The organism is Streptomyces sp. NBC_01116, assembly GCF_041435495.1.
In the GTDB taxonomy this organism is placed as follows: domain Bacteria; phylum Actinomycetota; class Actinomycetes; order Streptomycetales; family Streptomycetaceae; genus Streptomyces.
On sequence record NZ_CP108644.1, the window covers coordinates 2,529,950 to 2,548,977 of the forward strand.

The following is a 19,028-nucleotide window of genomic DNA, read 5'->3' on the forward strand; positions in this document are numbered from 1 at the left end:
GGGAGGCGGGCCCGTTCCCGTACGCACGTCTTCTACGGGCGGTCCAGCCGCAGCCGCTCCGCCTTCGGGAGTCCGGCGACCACCAGGTCGTAGGAGTCCTCGACCAGCTCGCGCAGCATCCGGTCCGGGACGCCGGAGACGGTGACCGTGTTCCAGTGGCGCTTGTTCATGTGCCAGCCGGGCACGATCGCGGGGTGCGTCCCGCGCAGCCGGATCGCCTCGTCGGGATCGCACTTGAGGTTGACGGTCAGCGGCCGTCCGTCCAGCGCGGTGAGGGCGAACATCTTGCCCAGCACCTTGAAGACGGAGGTCTCCGGGCCGAACGGGAACTCCTCCGCGCTCGCGTTGAACTCCAGGCAGAAGGCCCGCAGCCGCTCCGGCGTCATTCCGCTTCCTTCTCCTCGGTCTCCTGGTGCTCCGGCTCCACGAGCACCGTGACGATCTTGTTCCGGCGGCCCGCGGGGGATTCCGCGGTGAGCCGGAGCCTACGGCCGTCGGGCAGCTCGACGGGCGCGGACGCTCCGGCGATCGGGACCCGGCCGAGCGCCTTGGCGAGCAGGCCGCCGACGGTCTCCACGTCCTCGTCGTCGTACTCGTCGAGGCCGAAGAGGTCGCCGAGGTCCCCGATGTCGAGCCGGGCGGTGACCCGGTAGCAGCCGTGTTCCAGCTCCTGGACGGGCGGCAGCTCCCGGTCGTACTCGTCGGTGATCTCCCCGACGATCTCCTCCAGGATGTCCTCGATGGTGACGATGCCCGCGGTGCCGCCGTACTCGTCGATGACGACCGCGACGTGGCTGCGGTCCTGCTGCATCTCCCGCAGCAGGTCCCCGGCGTTCTTGGTGTCGGGGACGAAGGCGGCGGGGCGCATCGCGGTGGAGACGGGGTCGGCCTCGGACTCGCGGTTGATGTGCGTCTTGCGGACCAGGTCCTTCAGATAGACGATCCCGACGACGTCGTCCTCGTTCTCGCCGGTGACCGGGATCCGGGAGAAGCCGGAGCGCAGGGCGAGGGTGAGGGCCTGCCGGATCGTCTTGTAACGCTCGATGGAGACGAGGTCGGTGCGCGGCACCATGACCTCGCGGACCAGGGTGTCGCCCAGCTCGAAGACGGAGTGCACCATGCGGCGCTCGTCGTCCTCGATGAGCGACTCCGCCTCCGCGAGGTCGACCATGGCGCGCAGCTCGGCCTCGCTGGCGAACGGGCCCTTGCGGAACCCCTTGCCCGGGGTCAGCGCGTTGCCGACGAGGATCAGCAGCTGCGGGATCGGCCCCATGACCCTGGCCAGCGGCAGCAGGACGTACGCCGAGGCCGTGGCCGTGTTCAGCGGGTGCTGGCGGCCGATGGTGCGCGGGGAGACGCCGATGGCGACGTAGCTGACGAGCACCATCACGCCCATCGCGACGGCCAGCGCCTCCCAGGTCTCGGGCAGTTCCTGGAGGCAGGCGTAGGTGACGAGGACGCCGGCCGACATCTCGCAGGCGACCCGCACCAGCAGGGCCACGTTGAGATAGCGGGTCGGGTCGGCCGCGATCTGCGCCAGCTTCGCGCTGCCGCGCCGGCCGGAGCGGACCGCCTCGTCCGCCCGGAAGCTGGAGGTGCGGGCGATGCCGGCCTCCGCGCAGGCGGCCAGCCAGCCGACGACGACCAGCAGCACGGCCCCGATGACCAGGGGCGCGCTCACGAGACGGTGGGGGCGGGAGACGCGCCGGTGAGCCCGTGCTCCCCGCGCCAGCCGTCCACGATGGCGGCCTGGAGACCGAACATCTCGGCCTTCTCGTCCGGCTCCTCGTGGTCGTACCCCAGCAGGTGCAGCACTCCGTGGACGGTCAGGAGCTGGAGCTCCTCGTCCATGGAGTGCTGCGTCGGGGCCTCTTCGCCCTGCTTCTTCGCGACCTCCGGGCAGAGCACGATGTCACCGAGGAGCCCCTGCGGGGGCTCCTCGTCGTCCTTGGCCGGCGGACGCAGCTCGTCCATCGGGAAGGACATGACATCGGTCGGGCCGGGGAGGTCCATCCACTGGATGTGCAGCTGCTCCATGGCGTCGGTGTCCACCACGATCACCGAGAGCTCGGACAGCGGGTGGATCCGCATCCGGGCCAGTGCGTAGCGGGCGATGTCGAGGATCGCCTGCTCGTCGACCTCGGTTCCGGACTCGTTGTTGACGTCGATCGACATGGTGCGCTGCGACTACTTCCCTTTTCGGCGGTCGCGTCGGCCGTCTTCGCGGCCTTCCGCCTGACCGTCCTGCTGACCGTTTCGGCTGTCGTACTTCTCGTACGCGTCGACGATACGGCCGACGAGCTTGTGCCGGACGACATCCTGGGAGGTGAGCCGGGAGAAGTGCACGTCGTCCAGGCCCTCCAGGATGTCCTGGACCTGCCGCAGCCCGCTCTTGGTGCCGCTCGGCAGGTCGACCTGGGTGACGTCACCGGTGATGACGATCTTGGAGTCGAAGCCGAGGCGGGTGAGGAACATCTTCATCTGCTCGGCGCTGGTGTTCTGCGCCTCGTCGAGGATGATGAACGCGTCATTGAGCGTGCGACCACGCATGTACGCCAGTGGCGCGACCTCGATCGTGCCCGCCGCCATCAGCCGCGGGATCGAGTCGGGGTCGAGCATGTCGTGCAGGGCGTCGTAGAGCGGGCGCAGATACGGGTCGATCTTGTCGAACAGGGTGCCCGGCAGGAAGCCGAGCCGCTCCCCCGCCTCGACCGCGGGCCGGGTCAGGATGATCCGGCTGACCTGCTTGGACTGGAGGGCCTGGACGGCCTTGGCCATGGCGAGGTAGGTCTTGCCCGTACCGGCGGGACCGATGCCGAACACGATCGTGTGCTGGTCGATCGCGTCGACGTACCGCTTCTGGTTGAGCGTCTTGGGGCGGATGGTGCGGCCGCGGTTGGAGAGGATGTTCTGCGTGAGCACCTCGGCGGGCGTCTCGCCCTGAGGATCTCCCTGCCCGTTGCCGGCCGCCCTGAGCATGGCGATCGACCGTTCCACTGCGTCCTCCGTCATCGGCGCTCCGGTGCGGAGCACGAGCATCATCTCGTCGAACAGGCGTTGGATGAGAGCGACATCGGCTGCCTCGCCCGTGGCACTGATCTCGTTGCCCCGGACATGGATGTCGGCCGCCGGGAAAGCCTCTTCGATCACGCGCAACAGCGAGTCACCCGATCCCAGGAGCATCACCATGGGGTGTGCGGCCGGGATCCTGATCTGGGCACGCGCCTGCGGCTGTGTGGGTGTCTGAGTCATGGGCCGGCCCTCGGGCCTGCGCATACCTCCCGTTGCAGGGTTCTCGCTGCTCGACAACCTCTGGACATCCAAGCCTACGACCTGGCGGTGACAACGCAGAGTGCTTTACCGCCCGTGTGTGCGACCCGGGCCGGCGTCCGCTCACTGGCGGAAGCCGATCGTGGGCACCGCGCGCCGCAGCGGCCAGGCGCGGGCCGAGGCGGGCAGGAGGTCGTCCAGGAAGGCGTAGCGCTCCAGGGCGGCCGGGTCCTGGCGGTCGCAGGTGCGGATCAGCTGCCACCAGGCGGCGACCTCGGTCCAGCCGGGCGCGGAGAGCGAGCCGCCGAACTCCTGGACCGAGAGGGCGGCGGTGAGCCCGGCGAAGGCGAGGCGGTCGGCGAGCGGCCAGTCGGCGAGGGTGCCGGTCACGAAACCGGCGACGAAGACGTCCCCGGCGCCGGTGGGGTCGAGCGCCTCCACCTCGATGGCGGGCACGGCCGCGGCGGCCCCGGTGCGGCCGTCCACCGCGTACGCGCCCTCGGCGCCCAGGGTCACCACGGCGAGCGGGACCCGTTCGGCGAGCGCGTGGGCGGCGGCGCGCGGGCAGTCCGTGCGGGTGTAGCGCATCGCCTCCTCGGCGTTGGGCAGGAACGCCTCGCAGTGCGCCAGGTCGGGCAGGGCGTCCAGGTCCCAGCGGCCGGTCTCGTCCCAGCCGACGTCGGCGAAGATCAGCGCTCCGTTGCGGGCGGCGGTGGCCACCCAGGGCTCGCTCCGGCCCGGGGCGAGCGAGGCGACGGCGGCGCGGGCGCGCGGCGGGCAGTGCGGGAAGGCCGGGGCGGGTGCGGGGGCATGGGCGGGGGCATGGGCGGGGGCTGCGGTTCCGGTGGGGGCGGGTGCCTCGTGGCCGTGCGAGACCATCGTGCGCTCGCCCTCGTACGCCATGGAGACGGTGACCGGGGAGTGCCAGCCGGGGACGGTGTGGGACATCGACAGGTCGATACCCTCGCCCTGTTCGAGGGCGTCCCAGCAGTACTCCCCGTAGTGGTCGTCACCGAAGGCGGCGGCGAGGGAGGTGTGCAGGCCGAGGCGGGCGAGGGCGGTGGCCATGTTGGCGACGCCGCCGGGGCTGGATCCCATGCCCCGGGCCCAGGACTCGGTCCCGCGCACGGGGGCGCTGTCCAGGCCGGTGAAGATGATGTCGAGGAAGACCGGGCCCGTCAGGAAGACGTCGCAGGCGGGATCCCGGGGGGCGCGCAGCGCCTGTAGCGGGTCGATGCCCGGAGTGTCTGTGCTCACCGTGCGCTCCCGGGGTCGTGCGGCGGATCTCGGCGGGATCCGGACCGTGTGAGGTGCGGCCAGTCTGCCCGATACGCCCAGGGGAACGCAGTGTCTGCGGCCATGTGTTCGCAGCACGCCTGACCTGCATAAACATGCGCTAATACCCCGGGTTTTCCTGCATAAACGCATAAGTGGCCCAGATCACAGCGAGGCGGCTTTCGGGGAGCCGGAGGCGCTTGATACAAATTGCCCCGCGAGCACCTTCGGGGTCTTCTCCGACGAGAGCCGCATATCCCAGCAATCCGCTGTAAATCCCCGTCGTACCCGCATGCCTTCGCATGCCCCCGTTCGCTTCGCCGTGCCCTGCTCCACCGCTCCGCCCTCGCTCCACCCCCTCCCTCCCCTCCCTCTGCCTGCTCAGGCATGTCTTCAGGAACGCCCATGTCCTCGCGCCCTGGTGCCGCGTGGCCCCTGGTGGCCGTGTTCACCGCCGGTTACCTCGCCTCCTACCTGCTCCCCACGATCGTCGGCCGGCTCAGCGCCCAGCTGGGGCTGAGTCCCGCCCAGGCGGGCCTGGTCGGCAGCGCCCTGCTCCTCAGCTCGGCCAGCGCCGGCTTCTCCCTGGCCGGCCGGGTCGAGCGGTACGGGCCGCGCACCCCCGCCCGCGTCGGGCTGGTGCTGGCCGCGATCGGTTACGGGTCCGCCGCGCTCGCCGGGTCCGTACCGCTGGTGGTGCTCTGCGTGGTGGTCGGCGGCTTCGGGTCCGGCACGGCGACGGCGGTCGCCGCGGCCGGGATCGCCGCCCGGCGCGACCCGCACCGGACGTCGTCGCTCGGGCTGCTCACCGTGTCCGCCACCGCGGGCGTCCTCTATCTGACGATCCCCCACCTGGGCGGCGGCCACCGGCTTCCGTTCGCCGCGATCGCCCTGGTCGCCCTGCTCGTCTGGCCCGCGACCGCCCGGCTCGGCGGTGCGACGACGGCCGAGGAGACCGCCTCGCCGATCATCGGCCGGCTTCCGCACCGCCGCTCCGGGCTCGTCCTGGCGGGCGGCATGCTCGTCTGGTCCATGGCGCAGAACGCGCTGTGGGGAGTGAGCAGCCGCATCGGCGTGGTGCAGGTGGGGCTGTCCGAGGTCACCGTCGGCGCGGTGTTCGCCGCCGCGCTCGGAGCGGGGCTGCTCGGTGTGACGGGTGCGGGTCTGCTCGGCGCGCGGCTCGGCCGGGCGGTGCCGATCGGGCTGGGGACCGTGGTGATCGCGGGGAGCATCGTGCTCAGCTCATCGGCCCGGGACCTCGGATCGTTCGCGACCGGGGAGATCGTGTGGAACACCTTCTACCCGGTGGTCCTCTCCTACCTCATCGGGCTGGCAGCCTCCCTGGACGTGCGCGGCCGCTGGGCGGTGCTGGCGGGCTCGGCCTCCTCCGTGGGGGTGGCCTGCGGTCCGCTGCTGGGCAGCGTGCTCTCCTCGGAGGCCGGCTATCCCGCGATGGGGCTGATCCTGGGGGCGGCCACCCTGCTGGTCGCCGCCCCGGTGACCGCCGTGGCGCTGCACACCGGCGGCCGTCCGCTGGTGCCCGGTTCGGTGCGCCGTCGCGGTGGCGCCCCGGCCGCCCTGCTCGCCGCCACCACCGGGAGCCTGCCCGGTGCGGTGCCGAAGCTCGGCTCGCCGGAGCAGGCCGTCACGGAGCTGCGGGTCCCGGCCCTGCGGCGCAGGCGGCTGGTGCGCAGCGGGATCCGGACGGCCGGTCCGGACGGCGGTTCAGGTCAGTCGAACGCGTAGGCCTCGACCTCGGACAGGTAGCGCGCCCGGCGCTCCTCGTCGTGGTCGAGGAAGGCCGCCTCGAAGGAGTTGCGGGCGAGGGTGCGCAGTTGCTCCGGCTCCAGGGCGAGCGCGTCGCGGACGGCGTCGAAGTTGTCCCCGGCGTATCCGCCGAAGTAGGCGGGGTCGTCGGAGTTCACCGTGCAGTGGAGTCCGGCGGCCAGCATCGCCGGCAGCGGGTGGTCCGCGAGGGTGTCGACCGTGCGCAGCCGCACGTTCGACAGCGGGCAGAGCGTGAGCGGCACCCGGTCGGCGACCAGCCGCTCCACCAGCTCCGGGTCCTCCAGGCAGCGCAGCCCGTGGTCGACGCGTTCGACGCCGAGGACGTCCAGGGCCTCCCTGATGTACTCCGGCGGGCCCTCCTCGCCCGCGTGGGCCACCTTGCGCAGGCCGAGGGCGGTGGCCGCCTCGTACACCTCGCGGAACTTGGCGGGCGGGTGGCCGACCTCGGCGGAGTCGAGGCCGATCGCGCTGATCCGGTGCAGATACGGCTTGGCCGCGTCCAGGGTGCCGAGGGCCGATTCGGCGGACAGGTCGCGCAGGAAGCACATGATCAGCTGGGTGGAGACGCCGTGCTTCTCCTCGCTGCGCTCCAGCGCCCGGCCGATCCCCTCGATGACGGTGCCGATCGGGACGCCCCGGGCGGTGTGGGCCTGCGGGTCGAAGAAGATCTCGGCGTGCCGGACGCCCTGGGCGGCGGCGCGGGCGAGGTAGGCGTCGACGAGTTCGGCGAAGTCGTCCTCGGTGCGCAGGACGGCCATCAGCGCGTAGTACAGGTCGAGGAAGGACTGGAGGTCCTCGAACTCGTAGGCGGCGCGCAGTTCGTCGGTGGTGGCGTAGGGCAGGGCCACTCCGTTGCGCTCCGCGAGGGCGAAGGCCAGCTCGGGTTCGAGGGTGCCTTCGATGTGGAGGTGGAGTTCTGCCTTGGGGAGGTGCACGGTGTCTCGCAAACGGTGGTGCTGATGGGAAAGCGGGGAGGACGGGTCGGTTCCGTGGTGCCGGGTGGGGATCAGTGGTGCCGGGTGGGGACCGGGACCCGGATCAGGTCCTGGGCGACGGTGAGTTCGCCGTCGAATCCGGCGGCGCGGGCCTGGGTCGCGAAGAGCTCCGGGTCGCCGTAGCGCTGGGAGAAGTGGGTGAGGACGAGGTGGCGGACACCCGATTCCTTCGCCACCCGGGCGGCCTGTCCGGCGGTCAGGTGCCCGTGGTCGACGGCCAGCTTCTCGTCCTCGTCGAGGAAGGTCGACTCGATGACCAGCAGGTCGCAGCCCTCGGCGAGCGCGTACACCCCGTCGCAGAGCCGGGTGTCCATGACGAACGCGAACCGCTGGCCGCGCCGCTCCTCGGAGACCTGCTCCAGCGTGACGCCGCCGAGGACGCCGTCACGCTGGAGGCGGCCCACGTCCGGTCCGGCGATGCCGTGCTCCTTCAGCAGGGCGGGCAGCATGCGCCGGGTGTCGGGCTCGGTGAGGCGGTAGCCGTACGACTCGACGGGGTGCGAGAGCTTCCTGCTGTCCAGGGTGTACGCCGGGGTGGTGGCGAGGACTCCGCCGGGCCCGGCGACCGGGGCCTGGTTCAGCTCGACGGTCTCGCGGTAGGCGGTGGCGTACCGCAGCCGGTCGAAGAAGTGCTGCCCGCTCGCCGGATAGTGCGCGGTCACCGGGTGCGGCACCTGGTCGAGGTTGATCCGCTGGATGACCCCGGCGAGCCCGAGGGAGTGGTCGCCGTGGAAGTGGGTGACGCAGATCCGGTGGATGTCGTGCGCGGCGACCCCGGCCCGCAGCATCTGGCGCTGGGTGCCCTCGCCGGGGTCGAGGAGGATGCCCTCGCCGTCCCAGCGCAGCAGATAGCCGTTGTGGTTGCGGTGCCGGGTGGGGACCTGGCTGGCGGTGCCGAGCACCACCAGCTCGCGTACGGACATGGTCGGGGCGCTCCGTTATCCGGGGGGCCACTGGAGGCCGCGGCCGCCCAGGACGTGTGCGTGGGCGTGGAAGACGGTCTGGCCCGCCCCGGAGCCCGTGTTGAGGATGATCCGGTAGCCGCTGCCGTCGACCTTCTCCTCGGCGGCGACCTCTCCGGCCTCGCGCAGCACGTCCGCCGCGACGAGCGGTTCGGCGGCGGCGAGCGAGGCGGCGTCCGGGTAGTGGACCTTCGGGATCACCAGGACGTGGGTCGGGGCCTGCGGGTTGATGTCGCGGAAGGCGACGGTGGTCTCGCTCTCGCGGACGATGGTCGCCGGGATCTCTCCCGAGACGATCTTGCAGAACAGGCAGTCGGACTGCGGCTCTCCCGCCATGGCCGGGCCTCCTCGTTCGCTGGTGAGTCGGTACAGGTGATCGGGTGATCGGTACAGGGGCATGCTATCCCCGGCCCGCCGGGCCCTGTTCAGCCCCAGCGCCCCGTGCGCCCCAGCAGCAGCGCGGTCGCCGCCGTCCCGGCGGTGGAGGTGCGCAGCACGCTGCGGCCGAGCCGGTAGGGGCGGGCGCCCGCCTCGGCGAAGGCGGCCAGCTCCTGCGGGGAGACGCCGCCCTCCGGTCCGACGACGAGCACGATCGTGCCCTCGGCGGGGAGTGCGGCGGTGGCGAGGGGGGTGCTGTCGTGGTCGCGGTCCTCGTGGAGGACGCCGGCGAAGTCGGCGGCGGCGAGCAGCGCGGCGACCTGCTTGGTCGTCATGGCCTCGGCCACCTCGGGGAAGCGGACCCGGCGGGACTGCTTGCCCGCCTCCCGCGCCGTGCCGCGCCACTTCGACAGGGCCTTGGCACCGCGCTCGCCCTTCCACTGGGTGATGCAGCGGGCCGCCTGCCAGGGCACGATCGCGTCGACGCCGGTCTCGGTCATCGTCTCGACGGCCAGCTCGCCGCGGTCGCCCTTGGGGAGCGCCTGGACGACGGTGATCCGCGGGACGGGCGCGGGCTCCTCGTGGACGCTGCCGAGGCCGGTGACCGTGAGCCGGTCCTTGCCCTCGGCCGCCCGCACGACGCCCTCCGCCCAGTGGCCGAGCCCGTCGGTGAGGACGACGTCCTCGCCGGGGTGGAGCCGCTTCACGGAGACGGCGTGCCGTCCCTCGGGGCCGTCCAGGACGAACTCCGGCCCGGTGGGCATCCGTTCGACGACGAAGACCGGTGCGGTCACCGGGGGCTCCTCATGCTCAGGGCCGACCGGGCGGCCTCCAGTTCGGCGGCGAGCAGCTCGATCAGCTCGCCCGCGGGCAGTTCCCGGGCCATCCGGTGGCCCTGTCCGGCCCACAGGGCCATGCCCTGGGCGTCCCCGGCCTTGGCTGCGGCCCGGCGCAGCCCGCTGGTGACGTAGTGGACCTGGGGGTAGGCGGCGGGGGCGTAGGGGCCGTGTTCGCGGACGAAGCGGTTGACCAGGCCGCGGGCGGGCCGCCCCGAGAAGGCGCGGGTCAGCTCGGTGCGGACGAACAGCGGGTTGGTCAGGGCCTGCTTGTGCAGCGCGTGCGCCCCGGACTCGGGGCAGACCAGGAAGGCGGTGCCGAGCTGGGCGGCGTCGGCGCCCGCCGCGAGGACGGCGGCGATCTGCGCGCCGCGCATCAGGCCGCCGGCCGCGACGATCGGGATCTGCACGGTCTCGCGGACCTGGGCGACGAGGGAGAGCAGCCCGGTGCCGGTCTGGTCGAGCTGCGGGTCGTCGCGGTGGGTGGACTGGTGGCCGCCCGCCTCGACGCCCTGGACGCAGACGGTGTCGGCGCCCGCCCACTGGGCGCTCTGGGCCTCCTCGGCGGAGGTGACCGTGACGATGGTGTGCGTCCCGGCCCGGGCGAAGGCGTCCAGGGTGTCGCGGGTCGGGCAGCCGAAGGTGAAGGAGACCACCGGAACGGGGTCCTCCAGCAGGATCGCGACCTTCGCCTCGTAGCCGTCGTCGCCGCTGCTGTCCGGGTCGCCGAGCGGGGTCTCGTACCAGGCGGCCTCGCCGGCGAGCTGGTGGCGGTAGACCTCGACGGCGCTGGGGTCGCCGAGCGCGGGCTGCGGCATGAAGAGGTTGACGCCGAACGGCCCGCCGGTGAGCCTGCGCAGCTGTTTGATCTCGTTGTACATCCCGTCCGCCGTTTTGTATCCGGCGGCCAGGAATCCGAGCCCGCCCGCTTCGGCGACGGCCCCGGCGAGCTGAGGTCCGGACGTGCCGCCCGCCATGGGGGCCTGCACGATCGGATACCGGCAGAGATCGGTCAACTCGGAGGACATGACCGCATCGTGCCACGTCCCGCCCAACGGGGCCGAATCAGCCAGCCGATGCCGTGACCGGTTCTGCCGCCGTACGCCGCACCGCCCGCCGGTTCGGAACCGGCGGGCGGTGCGGTGAAAGGCGAAAAGCGGGTTCAGCGGCCGTTGAAGGCGTCCTTCAACCGGGAGAAGAGCCCCTGCTGACCTGGCTGAAACTGGCCCAGGGGACGCTCCTCGCCACGCAGCTTGGAGAGCTCCCGCAGCAGCCGTTCCTGTTCGGCGTCGAGCTTGGAGGGGGTCATCACCTCGACGTGCACGATCAGGTCGCCCCGGCCGCCACCTCGCAGATGGGTGATGCCGCGCCCGTGCAGCGGCACGGACTGGCCGGACTGGGTGCCGGGCCGGATGTCGATCTCCTCCAGGCCGTCCAGCGTCTCCAGCGGGCACTTGGTGCCCAGGGCCGCGGCCGTCATGGGGATGGTGACCGTGCAGTGCAGATCGTCGCCGCGCCGCTGGAACACGGCGTGCGGCAGCTCGTGGATCTCCACGTACAGATCGCCGGGCGGGCCGCCGCCGGGGCCGACCTCGCCCTCGCCCGCGAGCTGGATACGGGTGCCGTTGTCGACGCCCGCGGGGATCTTCACGGTCAGGGTGCGCCGCGAGCGGATGCGGCCGTCGCCGGCGCACTCCGGGCACGGGGTGGGCACGACCGTGCCGAATCCCTGGCACTGCGGGCAGGGCCGCGAGGTCATGACCTGGCCCAGGAAGGACCGGGTGACCTGCGAGACCTCGCCGCGGCCGCGGCACATGTCACAGGTCTGGGCGGACGTGCCGGGGGCCGCGCCCTCGCCGCTGCAGGTGTTGCAGACGACGGCCGTGTCGACCTGGATGTCCTTGGTGGTGCCGAAGGCCGCCTCGTTGAGGTCGATCTCCAGCCGGATCATGGCGTCCTGGCCCCGCCGGGTCCGCGAACGGGGCCCGCGCTGCGCGGCGTTGCCGAAGAACGCGTCCATGATGTCGGAGAAGTTGCCGAAGCCGCCGGCTCCGAAACCGCCCGCGCCACCGCCGCCGCCACTGGCGGAGAGGGGGTCGCCGCCGAGGTCGTAGACCTGCTTCTTCTGCGGGTCCGAGAGCACCTCGTAAGCGGCGTTGATCTCCTTGAACCGCTCCTGGGTCTTCGGGTCCGGGTTGACATCCGGGTGCAGCTCGCGGGCGAGCCGACGGAATGCCTTCTTGATCTCGTCCTGAGATGCGTCGCGGCGCACGCCGAGTACGGCGTAGTAGTCCGTGGCCACTTACGACTCCGCCAGGATCTGTCCGACGTAACGTGCCACTGCGCGTACCGCTCCCATCGTTCCGGGGTAGTCCATGCGGGTCGGTCCGACCACGCCGAGTTTGGCGACTGCCTCGTCGCCCGAACCGTAGCCGACCGCGACGACGGACGTGGAGTTGAGCCCCTCGTGGGCGTTCTCGTGCCCGATCCGTACGGTCATGCCGGAGTCCGTTGCCTCACCGAGCAGCTTCAGCAGGACGACCTGTTCCTCCAGTGCTTCCAGCACCGGCCGGATCATCACCGGGAAGTCGTGTCCGAAGCGGGTGAGGTTGGAGGTGCCGCCGATCATCAGCCGCTCCTCCGTCTCCTCGACCAGGGTTTCGAGGAGGGTGGAAAGGACCGTGGAAACCGTCCCCCGGTCCTCGCTGTCGAAGGATTCCGGCAGCTCCTGCACCAGCTGCGGGACATCCGCGAAGCGGCGTCCGACGACCCGGCTGTTGAGCCGGGCCCGCAGATCCGCGAGCGATGCCTCGCCGAACGGCGCAGGGCAGTCGATCATACGCTGTTCGACCCGGCCGGTGTCCGTGATCAGGACGAGCATCAGCCGGGCGGGGGCGAGCGCCAGCAGTTCCACGTGCCGCACCGTCGAGCGGGTCAGCGAGGGGTACTGCACGACGGCGACCTGCCGGGTCAGCTGCGCGAGCAGCCGCACCGTCCGGCCGACCACGTCGTCGAGGTCGACCGCGCCGTCCATGAAGTTCTGGATGGCCCGGCGCTCGGGCGAGGACAGCGGCTTGACGCCCGCGAGCTTGTCGACGAAGAGGCGGTAGCCCTTGTCGGTCGGGATGCGTCCCGCGCTCGTGTGCGGCTGGGCGATGAAGCCCTCGTCCTCCAGCACCGCCATGTCGTTGCGGACGGTGGCCGGGGAGACCCCCAGCCGGTGCCGCTCGGTCAGCGCCTTGGAGCCGACGGGCTCCTCGGTGCCGACATAGTCCTGGACGATGGCGCGCAGCACTTCGAGTCTGCGTTCGCTGAGCATCGCGCACACCTCCAGCGGTGTCTCTCGGTGTCTGTCTGGCACTCGGTGCGTTCGAGTGCCAGCAATCCCCCGCGGTCAGTGTACGGGGGTGGGGTGGGGCGGGGGCAAGGGCGACCGGCCACGCCTCCACGAGACCGCGCAGGTCGTTGCCGCTAGCGTCGTCGTATGGACGTCGCTTGGGAAGACTTCGGCTGGGAGCGGTTGGGCAACGGTATCGGCAGGCGGCGCCTGCCCGGCTGGGACGCCACCGCCGCGCTGGTCGCCGGTGAGGACGGCGCGCTGCTGTACGACACCGGCGCCACGCTGCGCGAGGGGGTCGAGCTGCGGCGGCAGGCCGAGGCGCTGCTCGGGCGGAGGGTGACACATATCGCACTGAGCCATCCGCACTTCGACCATGTGCTGGGCACCGCCGCGTTCGCCGGGGCCCAGGTGTACGGGGCGGTGGGTGTCGCGGCCCTGCTGCGCGGCGGGGCGGAGAGCCTGTGCGCCTCGGCGGTGCGCCACGGGGTGCCGGAGGAGGAGGCGGCCCGGTCGGCGGACACGCTGGTGGTCCCGCACCACGAGGTGTGCGGCGACTGGACGCTCGACCTCGGCGGCGGCCGTCAGGTGCTGCTGGCGAACGTGGGCCCCGGGCACAGCGGCCATGACCTCGCGGCGCTGGTGCCGGGCACGGCGGGCGAGCCTCCGGTGGTGTTCTGCGGCGATCTGGTCGAGGAGTCGGGCGAGCCGCAGGCGGGCCGGGACGCGATCACCTCGCGCTGGCCGGCCGCGCTGGAGAGGCTGCTGGCGCTCGGCGGCGAGGGCGCTCGTTACGTGCCGGGGCACGGGGCGGTGGTGGACGCGGCGTTCGTGCGGGCGCAGCGGGCGTCGCTGGCGGAGCGCTTCGACGTGCGCCTCGACGCGGGAGACGTGCGCCTCGACGTGGGGGCCGGCGTGGGAGCCGACGCGGACCTCAACGCCGGACTCGACGTGGGATGAGCCCTGACGCGGTTACGGCGAATATCGTCGTGCCATGCGCAGCTACCAGCCGGACCTGACCCCGCCGTGGAAGAGGTCCGCCCCCGTGCCCGAGGTGCCCGCCGAGCCCGATCTGGTCGTGGAGGAGGTCTCCACCGGCTTCTGCGGGGCGGTGATCCGCTGCGAGAAGACGGCCCAGGGGCCGACGGTGACCCTGGAGGACCGCTTCGGCAAGCACCGGGTGTTCCCGATGGAGCCGCGCGGCTTCCTGCTGGAGGGCAAGGTCGTCACGCTGGTGCGCCCGGGGCCCGGCGGCCCGGTGCGCCCCACCCGTACGGCCTCCGGTTCGGTGGCGGTGCCCGGGGCGCGGGCCCGGGTGGCGCGGGCCGGGCGGATCTATGTGGAGGGCCGGCACGACGCGGAGCTGGTGGAGCGGGTGTGGGGCGACGACCTGCGTATCGAGGGCGTGGTCGTGGAGTACCTGGAGGGCGTGGACGACCTTCCGGCGATCGTCGGCGACTTCGCGCCGGGGCCCGACGCCCGGCTGGGGGTGCTGGTGGACCATCTGGTGCCCGGCTCCAAGGAGTCCCGGATCGCCGAGCGGGTGACCGGCGCGCACGTGCTGGTGGTGGGCCACCCGTACATCGACGTGTGGGAGGCGGTGAAGCCGTCCTCGGTGGGGATCGACGCCTGGCCGGTGGTGCCGAGGGGGCAGGACTGGAAGACGGGCGTGTGCCGGGCGCTGGGGTGGCCGGAGAACACGGGGGCGGCCTGGCAGCACATCCTGTCCAAGGTCCGCAGCTACAAGGACCTTGAGCCCCAACTCCTGGGCAGAGTAGAGGAATTGATCGACTTCGTCACCCTTCCGGACTGATGTCCGGGGCCTGATTCCGGTCCGGCTCCGGCCTGTTGCGGGACTGTTGAAGAGGATCTCGTACCGATCCCTATGAATGCCTGCGCCCCACACGCACCATCGGATAGTGAAGGGGGAGAACGGGCAGGCGGTTCACGAGCCGGACGGCTCACGGGGGAAGGGCAGCGGCCGATGGCGCGCGAGGTCTGGCGGGACAGTGCGGACAACGAGGCGGCCTCGGCCGTCTTCCACCTCATACAGCAGCTGATCGACCGGTACCGGGTCAACCGGCCGGTGATGCCGCTCGTGGTGGTCCAGGCGGCGGACGCCGGGGCCGGACCGGAGATCGACGCGCGGGTGGAGCAGCTCGTGCACCAGGTGCACCGGGCCAACGAGTTGCGCCGGGTTCCGGTGCGGCTGCTGGACGGCGAGGGGGCGACCCCGTACGAGGCGGCGCTCGACATGGTGCGCACGCTCTCCGAGAAGCCGTGGGAGACCCGCGAGAACACCCAGTACAAGACCTTCGCCTTTCCCCGCTCCCGGCTGCTCGGGGCGATCGAGCAGGCCACCGCGACGGTGGTCGAGCAGTCCGACGGGAACACCTCCGAGGTGCGCGAGGAAAGGATTCTGGAGCAGCTGAGCCGGCTGCGCTGGCGGTCCGGCCGCCCTCGCGGGGGCACCCGGTGGGCCTCGCTGCGGCAGTCGGTGCGGCCCGAGACGTTCGTCGGCGCGCTCTTCATCGCCCTGCTCAGCGTGTTGCTCGGGGAGATCGACTGGCTGCTGACGGCCCTGGTGGCGGCCGTCGCGCTGATCGGGCTCGCCGTGGTGGGTCTGGCGAGCCGGGCCGCGCCGCCGCTGCTGTGGCTGCGCCGGGCCAGCCGGTGGTTCGCCACCACCTCGTCCCTGGCCGCGTCCAGCACCGGCTATCCGTCGGACGGCTGGTCGTGGCTGTCGCCGAGCGGTTCGTGGCGGGTGATCCGGGCTCGGGCGGCGGCGGTCGCGGAGCGGGTGGCGGACGCGGGGGCGGGCGACGAGTACGCGCGCCAGTTCCATCTGGAGCTGCGGGTGCAGGCGCTGCTGGAGGACCTGCGGCACAACTACCGCCCGCACTCCCTGGACTGGCGGCGCAGCAAGCGCACGGTCCCGCCGGTGGTGTTCCTGCCCCGGGCCACGCAGGACAACGGCGGCATCCTGCTGATCAACGCGATCAACAGCGTACGGTCGCGGCGCAGCGAGGTGGATCCGCTGCTGCTGCTCGCCTCGCTCCAGGCCCCCGAGATCATGCGGCACACCCCGCCGCTGCCCCCGGAGCGGCCGGGTCCCGGTGCGACGACCGGTTCCTCCGGGGCGCGGGCCCGCTACGAGCGCTGGGTCGACGATCTGAGCCTGGGCCAGTCGCCGGTGGCGGCGGCGACCCTGGCGTGGGTGCTCCTGCTGCCGCTGTCCACCGAGAAGCTGACCCACGAGCACGCGCACGCGCAGCTCGTCACCCACCGGGTGCGGCGGACCTGGGCGTGGTGGGTGATGTCGCGGGCGAGCATCGCCGTGCTCGTGGTGGGCAGTCTGCTGGGGGCGTTCCTGTGGGCCGGGCACTGGCGCGACACGTACTGCCACGGGCCGCTGACCGACCGCAACACGGACGCGATCTGGGACGGCGAGGGGGACGACCGGGAGTGCGTGGGGGTGGCGACCGCGCCCGAGGTGCTCTTCGCGCGGGGCAACGGCCTGGAGCTGAACGGGGCGGGGAAGGGCATCACCTTCGAGCGGATCGAGCAGGCGATACGGGAGGAGAACGACGACATCGCGGCGGACGACGCGTACGTGACGGTCGTGTACGCCGGGCCGCTCACCGCGACGGGCAGGGACCGGGAGGCGACCCGCAAGGGCCTGGAGGAGCTGACCGGCGTCTATCTCCAGCAGCGGGCCGTGAACAAGACCGTGCGCCGCTCGGTGAAGCTGCGGGTGCTGACCGCCAACGGCGGCGAGGACATGCTGCGGCAGCTCATCGCCGTACGGAAGATCATCGACGTGGCCCGGCGGGATCGGTCGGTGGTCGGGGTGGTCGGTCTCGGCCGCAACACCCAGGAGAGCGAGAAGGCGACGAAGCTGCTGCGCGAGGCCGGGCTGCCGCTGGTGAACACGACGAACTCCAGCAGCGACCTGCCCCGGGAGCTCCCCAACTACTTCGGCCTCGCGGCCACGGACGAGGAGCAGACGCATGTGCTGGGGCTGGTCGCCCGGCAGATCGCGAAGAAGCTCGACCGCCCGCACGGGATCGTGCTGTCGCGCGAGGACGTCAACGGTGACCTGGACCGGTACACCATCGAGCAGCGGGACGCGGGCCGGAAGATGCTGAAGGACGCGGGCTTCGGCCTGGGCAAGGACGTGACGTACGACCTGGTGGGCGGGGCGAGCCTGAACGCCCCGCTGACGTCCATCTGCCGGGCCGAGCGGGTCCCCGACGCGCTGTACTTCGCGGGGCGGGTCGAGGACGTGCCGACGCTGATGCGGGGCCTGTCGGAGACCACCGGCTGCTCGGACCGGCGGATGACGGTGTTCACCGGGGACGATCTGACGAAGGGGACGTTCGACGACAGCACGTCGATCGCGGCCAACGTCACGCTCTACCACAGCTCGCTCGCCCCGCTGGACCGGGGGAAGAACCTCGGTTTCTACGGGGACGCGTATCGCACGCTCCGTGCGCTGCACCCCGAGGGTGAGGTCATCGAGCTGGCGTCGGGAGGGCCGGCGTACGAGGACGATCTGTTCGCCAGCGGGCAGACCGTCATCTCCTACAGCGCGACGGCCGCCCTGTACGACGCGGCGGCCCGCGGCGACCGGCGCCGGAGCGCCGCGGAGACCTGGGCGACGCTGCACACGGTGGACCTCAACAACATGCCGACCGGGACGATCTCGTTCAGCCGGGCCAGGTCCTCGGTCTCCGACAACGTGCACGGCCTCAACATCGTCAAGGTGGTCCGCCCCGGGCCGAGCGCCGAGCGGGCCCTGGTCTGCGGCAAGCCGGCCGGGGTCGCGCCTCCGCTGACCGCCGACGACTGCCGGCCGTGACGGGGCCGGCCGAGGTCAGTCGACCAGGTCGCGCACGACGGCGTCGGCCAGGAGCCGTCCGCGCAGGGTGAGGACCGCGCGGCCCTTCCCGTACGGCTCCGGGTCCAGCAGCCCGTCCGTCAGCGCCCGGCGGGAGGCGGCGAGGCCGTCGGGTTTCAGGAGGGAGAGCGGGCAGCCCTCGCGCAGCCGCAGCTCCAGCAGGATGCGCTCGACCCGGCGGTCCTCCTGGCCGAGGACCTCGCGGCCCGCGCCGGGTGAGCGGCCCTCGGAGAGCGCCTGGGCGTACGCGCCGGGGTGCTTCACGTTCCACCAGCGGACCCCGCCGACGTGGCTGTGGGCGCCGGGGCCCGCGCCCCACCAGTCGGCGCCGCGCCAGTACAGCTCGTTGTGCAGGCAGCGGCCCGCCTCGGTGGTGGCCCAGTTGGAGACCTCGTACCAGTCGAAGCCGGCGGCGGCGAACGCCTCGTCCGCGATGAGGTAGCGGTCGGCGTGCGCGTCGTCGTCGGTCATCGGGATCTCGCCGCGCCGGATGCGGCGGGCGAGCTGGGTGCCCTCCTCGACGATCAGGGCGTACGCGGAGACGTGGTCGGGGCCCGCGCCGATCGCGGCGTCCAGCGTGGCCCGCCAGTCGTCGTCGGACTCGCCGGGGGTGCCGTAGATCAGGTCGAGGTTGACGTGGTCGAAGCCCGCCGCACGGGCCTCGGCGACACAGGCCTCGGGGCGGCCGGGGGTGTGCGTGCGGTCCAGGATCTTCAGGACGTGCTGCTTGGCGCTCTGCATGCCGAAGGAGACCCGGTTGAAGCCGCCCTCGCGGAGCGCGGCGAGGTAGGCCGGGTCGACGGACTCCGGATTGGCCTCGGTGGTGATCTCCGCGTCGTCCGCGAGCCCGAACTCGTCCCTGATCGCCGCCAGCATGCGTACGAGGTCGGCGGCGGGCAGCAGGGTGGGCGTGCCGCCGCCGACGAAGACCGTGCGCACGGGACGGGGGTCGTCGCCGAGGACCTTGCGGGCCTGGCGGACCTCCTCGATCAGGTGGGCGGCGTAGTTGTCGCGGGAGGCCAGCGCCCCGCCGGAGCCGCGCAGCTCGGTGGCGGTGTAGGTGTTGAAGTCGCAGTAGCCGCAGCGGGTGGCGCAGTAGGGGACGTGCAGGTAGAAGCCGAGCGGGCGGTCGGCTGCGCCTTCCAGGGCGTGGCGGGGCAGCGCCCCGTCGTCGGGCACGGGCTCACCATCGGGCAGTACGGAAGGCATACCGACCATTGTCGCTCGCCGCGGGAGCTTCCCGGACCGGGCGGCTCCTCGGACCGGACGGTCTTCCGGACCGGACGG

At 72.3% G+C, this 19,028-nt stretch carries 17 protein-coding genes; 4 read left to right on the forward strand and 13 right to left on the reverse strand.

Features of this window, described 5'->3' with window-relative positions; all coding sequences use genetic code 11:
* Positions 1-32: 32 nt before the first annotated feature.
* The 5 genes from OG245_RS11060 to OG245_RS11080 form a co-directional block, all read right to left on the reverse strand.
* Complete coding sequence (locus OG245_RS11060; RefSeq protein WP_371623354.1) at positions 33-386, reverse strand: MmcQ/YjbR family DNA-binding protein; 354 nt, start codon at positions 384-386, stop codon at positions 33-35.
* Positions 383-1,681: a hemolysin family protein gene (locus OG245_RS11065; protein ID WP_371623355.1), complete on the reverse strand. Its 1,299-nt coding sequence runs from the start codon at positions 1,679-1,681 to the stop codon at positions 383-385. Before OG245_RS11065 ends, OG245_RS11060 begins: the two co-directional genes overlap by 4 nt.
* Positions 1,678-2,175 (reverse strand): rRNA maturation RNase YbeY, encoded by a 498-nt coding sequence (gene ybeY / locus OG245_RS11070; RefSeq protein WP_003969265.1) that lies wholly within the window; start codon positions 2,173-2,175, stop codon positions 1,678-1,680. The genes OG245_RS11065 and ybeY overlap by 4 nt, the downstream gene beginning before the upstream one ends.
* 12 nt (positions 2,176-2,187) lie before the next feature.
* A complete protein-coding gene (locus OG245_RS11075; protein ID WP_371623356.1) occupies positions 2,188-3,252 on the reverse strand; it encodes a PhoH family protein in 1,065 nt (354 codons plus the stop codon).
* Positions 3,253-3,393: 141 nt separating this feature from the next.
* Positions 3,394-4,527, reverse strand: a complete 1,134-nt coding sequence (locus tag OG245_RS11080) for a carbohydrate kinase family protein (protein ID WP_371623357.1) — start codon at positions 4,525-4,527, stop codon at positions 3,394-3,396.
* Positions 4,528-4,950: 423 nt separating this feature from the next.
* Here OG245_RS11080 and OG245_RS11085 point away from each other — a divergent pair, with 423 nt between their 5' ends.
* Positions 4,951-6,291, forward strand: a complete 1,341-nt coding sequence (locus OG245_RS11085) for an MFS transporter (protein ID WP_371623358.1) — start codon at positions 4,951-4,953, stop codon at positions 6,289-6,291.
* Here OG245_RS11085 and OG245_RS11090 read toward each other — a convergent pair.
* The 7 genes from OG245_RS11090 to hrcA form a co-directional block, all read right to left on the reverse strand.
* Complete coding sequence (locus tag OG245_RS11090) at positions 6,276-7,268, reverse strand: adenosine deaminase (protein ID WP_371627859.1); 993 nt, start codon at positions 7,266-7,268, stop codon at positions 6,276-6,278. The genes OG245_RS11085 and OG245_RS11090 overlap by 16 nt on opposite strands.
* 71 nt (positions 7,269-7,339) lie before the next feature.
* A complete protein-coding gene (locus OG245_RS11095; RefSeq protein WP_371623359.1) occupies positions 7,340-8,251 on the reverse strand; it encodes a ribonuclease Z in 912 nt (303 codons plus the stop codon).
* A gap of 15 nt (positions 8,252-8,266) precedes the next feature.
* A complete protein-coding gene (locus tag OG245_RS11100) occupies positions 8,267-8,626 on the reverse strand; it encodes a histidine triad nucleotide-binding protein (RefSeq protein WP_371623360.1) in 360 nt (119 codons plus the stop codon).
* 89 nt (positions 8,627-8,715) lie between these two features.
* The gene (locus OG245_RS11105; RefSeq protein WP_371623361.1) at positions 8,716-9,462 is read right to left on the reverse strand and encodes a 16S rRNA (uracil(1498)-N(3))-methyltransferase; all 747 of its coding nucleotides are present in this window, start codon (positions 9,460-9,462) and stop codon (positions 8,716-8,718) included.
* Positions 9,459-10,532 (reverse strand): nitronate monooxygenase, encoded by a 1,074-nt coding sequence (locus OG245_RS11110; RefSeq protein ID WP_371623362.1) that lies wholly within the window; start codon positions 10,530-10,532, stop codon positions 9,459-9,461. The genes OG245_RS11105 and OG245_RS11110 overlap by 4 nt, the downstream gene beginning before the upstream one ends.
* Before the next feature lie 134 nt (positions 10,533-10,666).
* The gene (dnaJ, locus tag OG245_RS11115) at positions 10,667-11,806 is read right to left on the reverse strand and encodes a molecular chaperone DnaJ (RefSeq protein ID WP_007449607.1); all 1,140 of its coding nucleotides are present in this window, start codon (positions 11,804-11,806) and stop codon (positions 10,667-10,669) included.
* Positions 11,807-12,823, reverse strand: a complete 1,017-nt coding sequence (hrcA, locus tag OG245_RS11120) for a heat-inducible transcriptional repressor HrcA (protein ID WP_003969255.1) — start codon at positions 12,821-12,823, stop codon at positions 11,807-11,809.
* Positions 12,824-12,988: 165 nt separating this feature from the next.
* On the opposite strand from hrcA, the gene OG245_RS11125 reads away from it, so the two are divergent.
* From OG245_RS11125 to OG245_RS11135, 3 genes are all read left to right on the forward strand, one after another.
* Positions 12,989-13,801, forward strand: a complete 813-nt coding sequence (locus OG245_RS11125; protein ID WP_371623363.1) for an MBL fold metallo-hydrolase — start codon at positions 12,989-12,991, stop codon at positions 13,799-13,801.
* Between the two features lie 34 nt (positions 13,802-13,835).
* Positions 13,836-14,654, forward strand: a complete 819-nt coding sequence (locus OG245_RS11130; protein WP_371623364.1) for a DUF3097 domain-containing protein — start codon at positions 13,836-13,838, stop codon at positions 14,652-14,654.
* A gap of 171 nt (positions 14,655-14,825) precedes the next feature.
* On the forward strand, positions 14,826-17,702 hold the full coding sequence (locus OG245_RS11135; protein WP_371623365.1) for an ABC transporter substrate-binding protein: 2,877 nt from the start codon (positions 14,826-14,828) through the stop codon (positions 17,700-17,702).
* Between the two features lie 15 nt (positions 17,703-17,717).
* Here the strand turns inward: OG245_RS11135 and hemW are convergent, their stop codons facing one another.
* Positions 17,718-18,959 carry a radical SAM family heme chaperone HemW gene (gene hemW / locus OG245_RS11140; protein WP_371623366.1) on the reverse strand — a complete coding sequence of 414 codons (1,242 nt, stop codon included), beginning with the start codon at positions 18,957-18,959 and terminating at the stop codon, positions 17,718-17,720.
* Positions 18,960-19,028 lie beyond the last annotated feature (69 nt).

Bases quoted from the DNA above. Each gene is read 5' to 3' on its own strand.
- OG245_RS11060 (WP_371623354.1), bottom strand. From the start codon at position 386: ATGACGCCGGAGCGGCTGCGGGCCTTCTGCCTGGAGTTCAACGCGAGC.
- ybeY (WP_003969265.1), bottom strand. From the start codon at position 2,175: ATGTCGATCGACGTCAACAACGAGTCCGGAACCGAGGTCGACGAGCAG.
- OG245_RS11075 (WP_371623356.1), bottom strand. From the start codon at position 3,252: ATGACTCAGACACCCACACAGCCGCAGGCGCGTGCCCAGATCAGGATC.
- OG245_RS11085 (WP_371623358.1), top strand. From the start codon at position 4,951: ATGTCCTCGCGCCCTGGTGCCGCGTGGCCCCTGGTGGCCGTGTTCACC.
- OG245_RS11095 (WP_371623359.1), bottom strand. From the start codon at position 8,251: ATGTCCGTACGCGAGCTGGTGGTGCTCGGCACCGCCAGCCAGGTCCCC.
- OG245_RS11100 (WP_371623360.1), bottom strand. From the start codon at position 8,626: ATGGCGGGAGAGCCGCAGTCCGACTGCCTGTTCTGCAAGATCGTCTCG.
- OG245_RS11110 (WP_371623362.1), bottom strand. From the start codon at position 10,532: ATGTCCTCCGAGTTGACCGATCTCTGCCGGTATCCGATCGTGCAGGCC.
- hrcA (WP_003969255.1), bottom strand. From the start codon at position 12,823: ATGCTCAGCGAACGCAGACTCGAAGTGCTGCGCGCCATCGTCCAGGAC.
- OG245_RS11125 (WP_371623363.1), top strand. From the start codon at position 12,989: ATGGACGTCGCTTGGGAAGACTTCGGCTGGGAGCGGTTGGGCAACGGT.
- OG245_RS11130 (WP_371623364.1), top strand. From the start codon at position 13,836: ATGCGCAGCTACCAGCCGGACCTGACCCCGCCGTGGAAGAGGTCCGCC.
- OG245_RS11135 (WP_371623365.1), top strand. From the start codon at position 14,826: ATGGCGCGCGAGGTCTGGCGGGACAGTGCGGACAACGAGGCGGCCTCG.
- hemW (WP_371623366.1), bottom strand. From the start codon at position 18,959: ATGGTCGGTATGCCTTCCGTACTGCCCGATGGTGAGCCCGTGCCCGAC.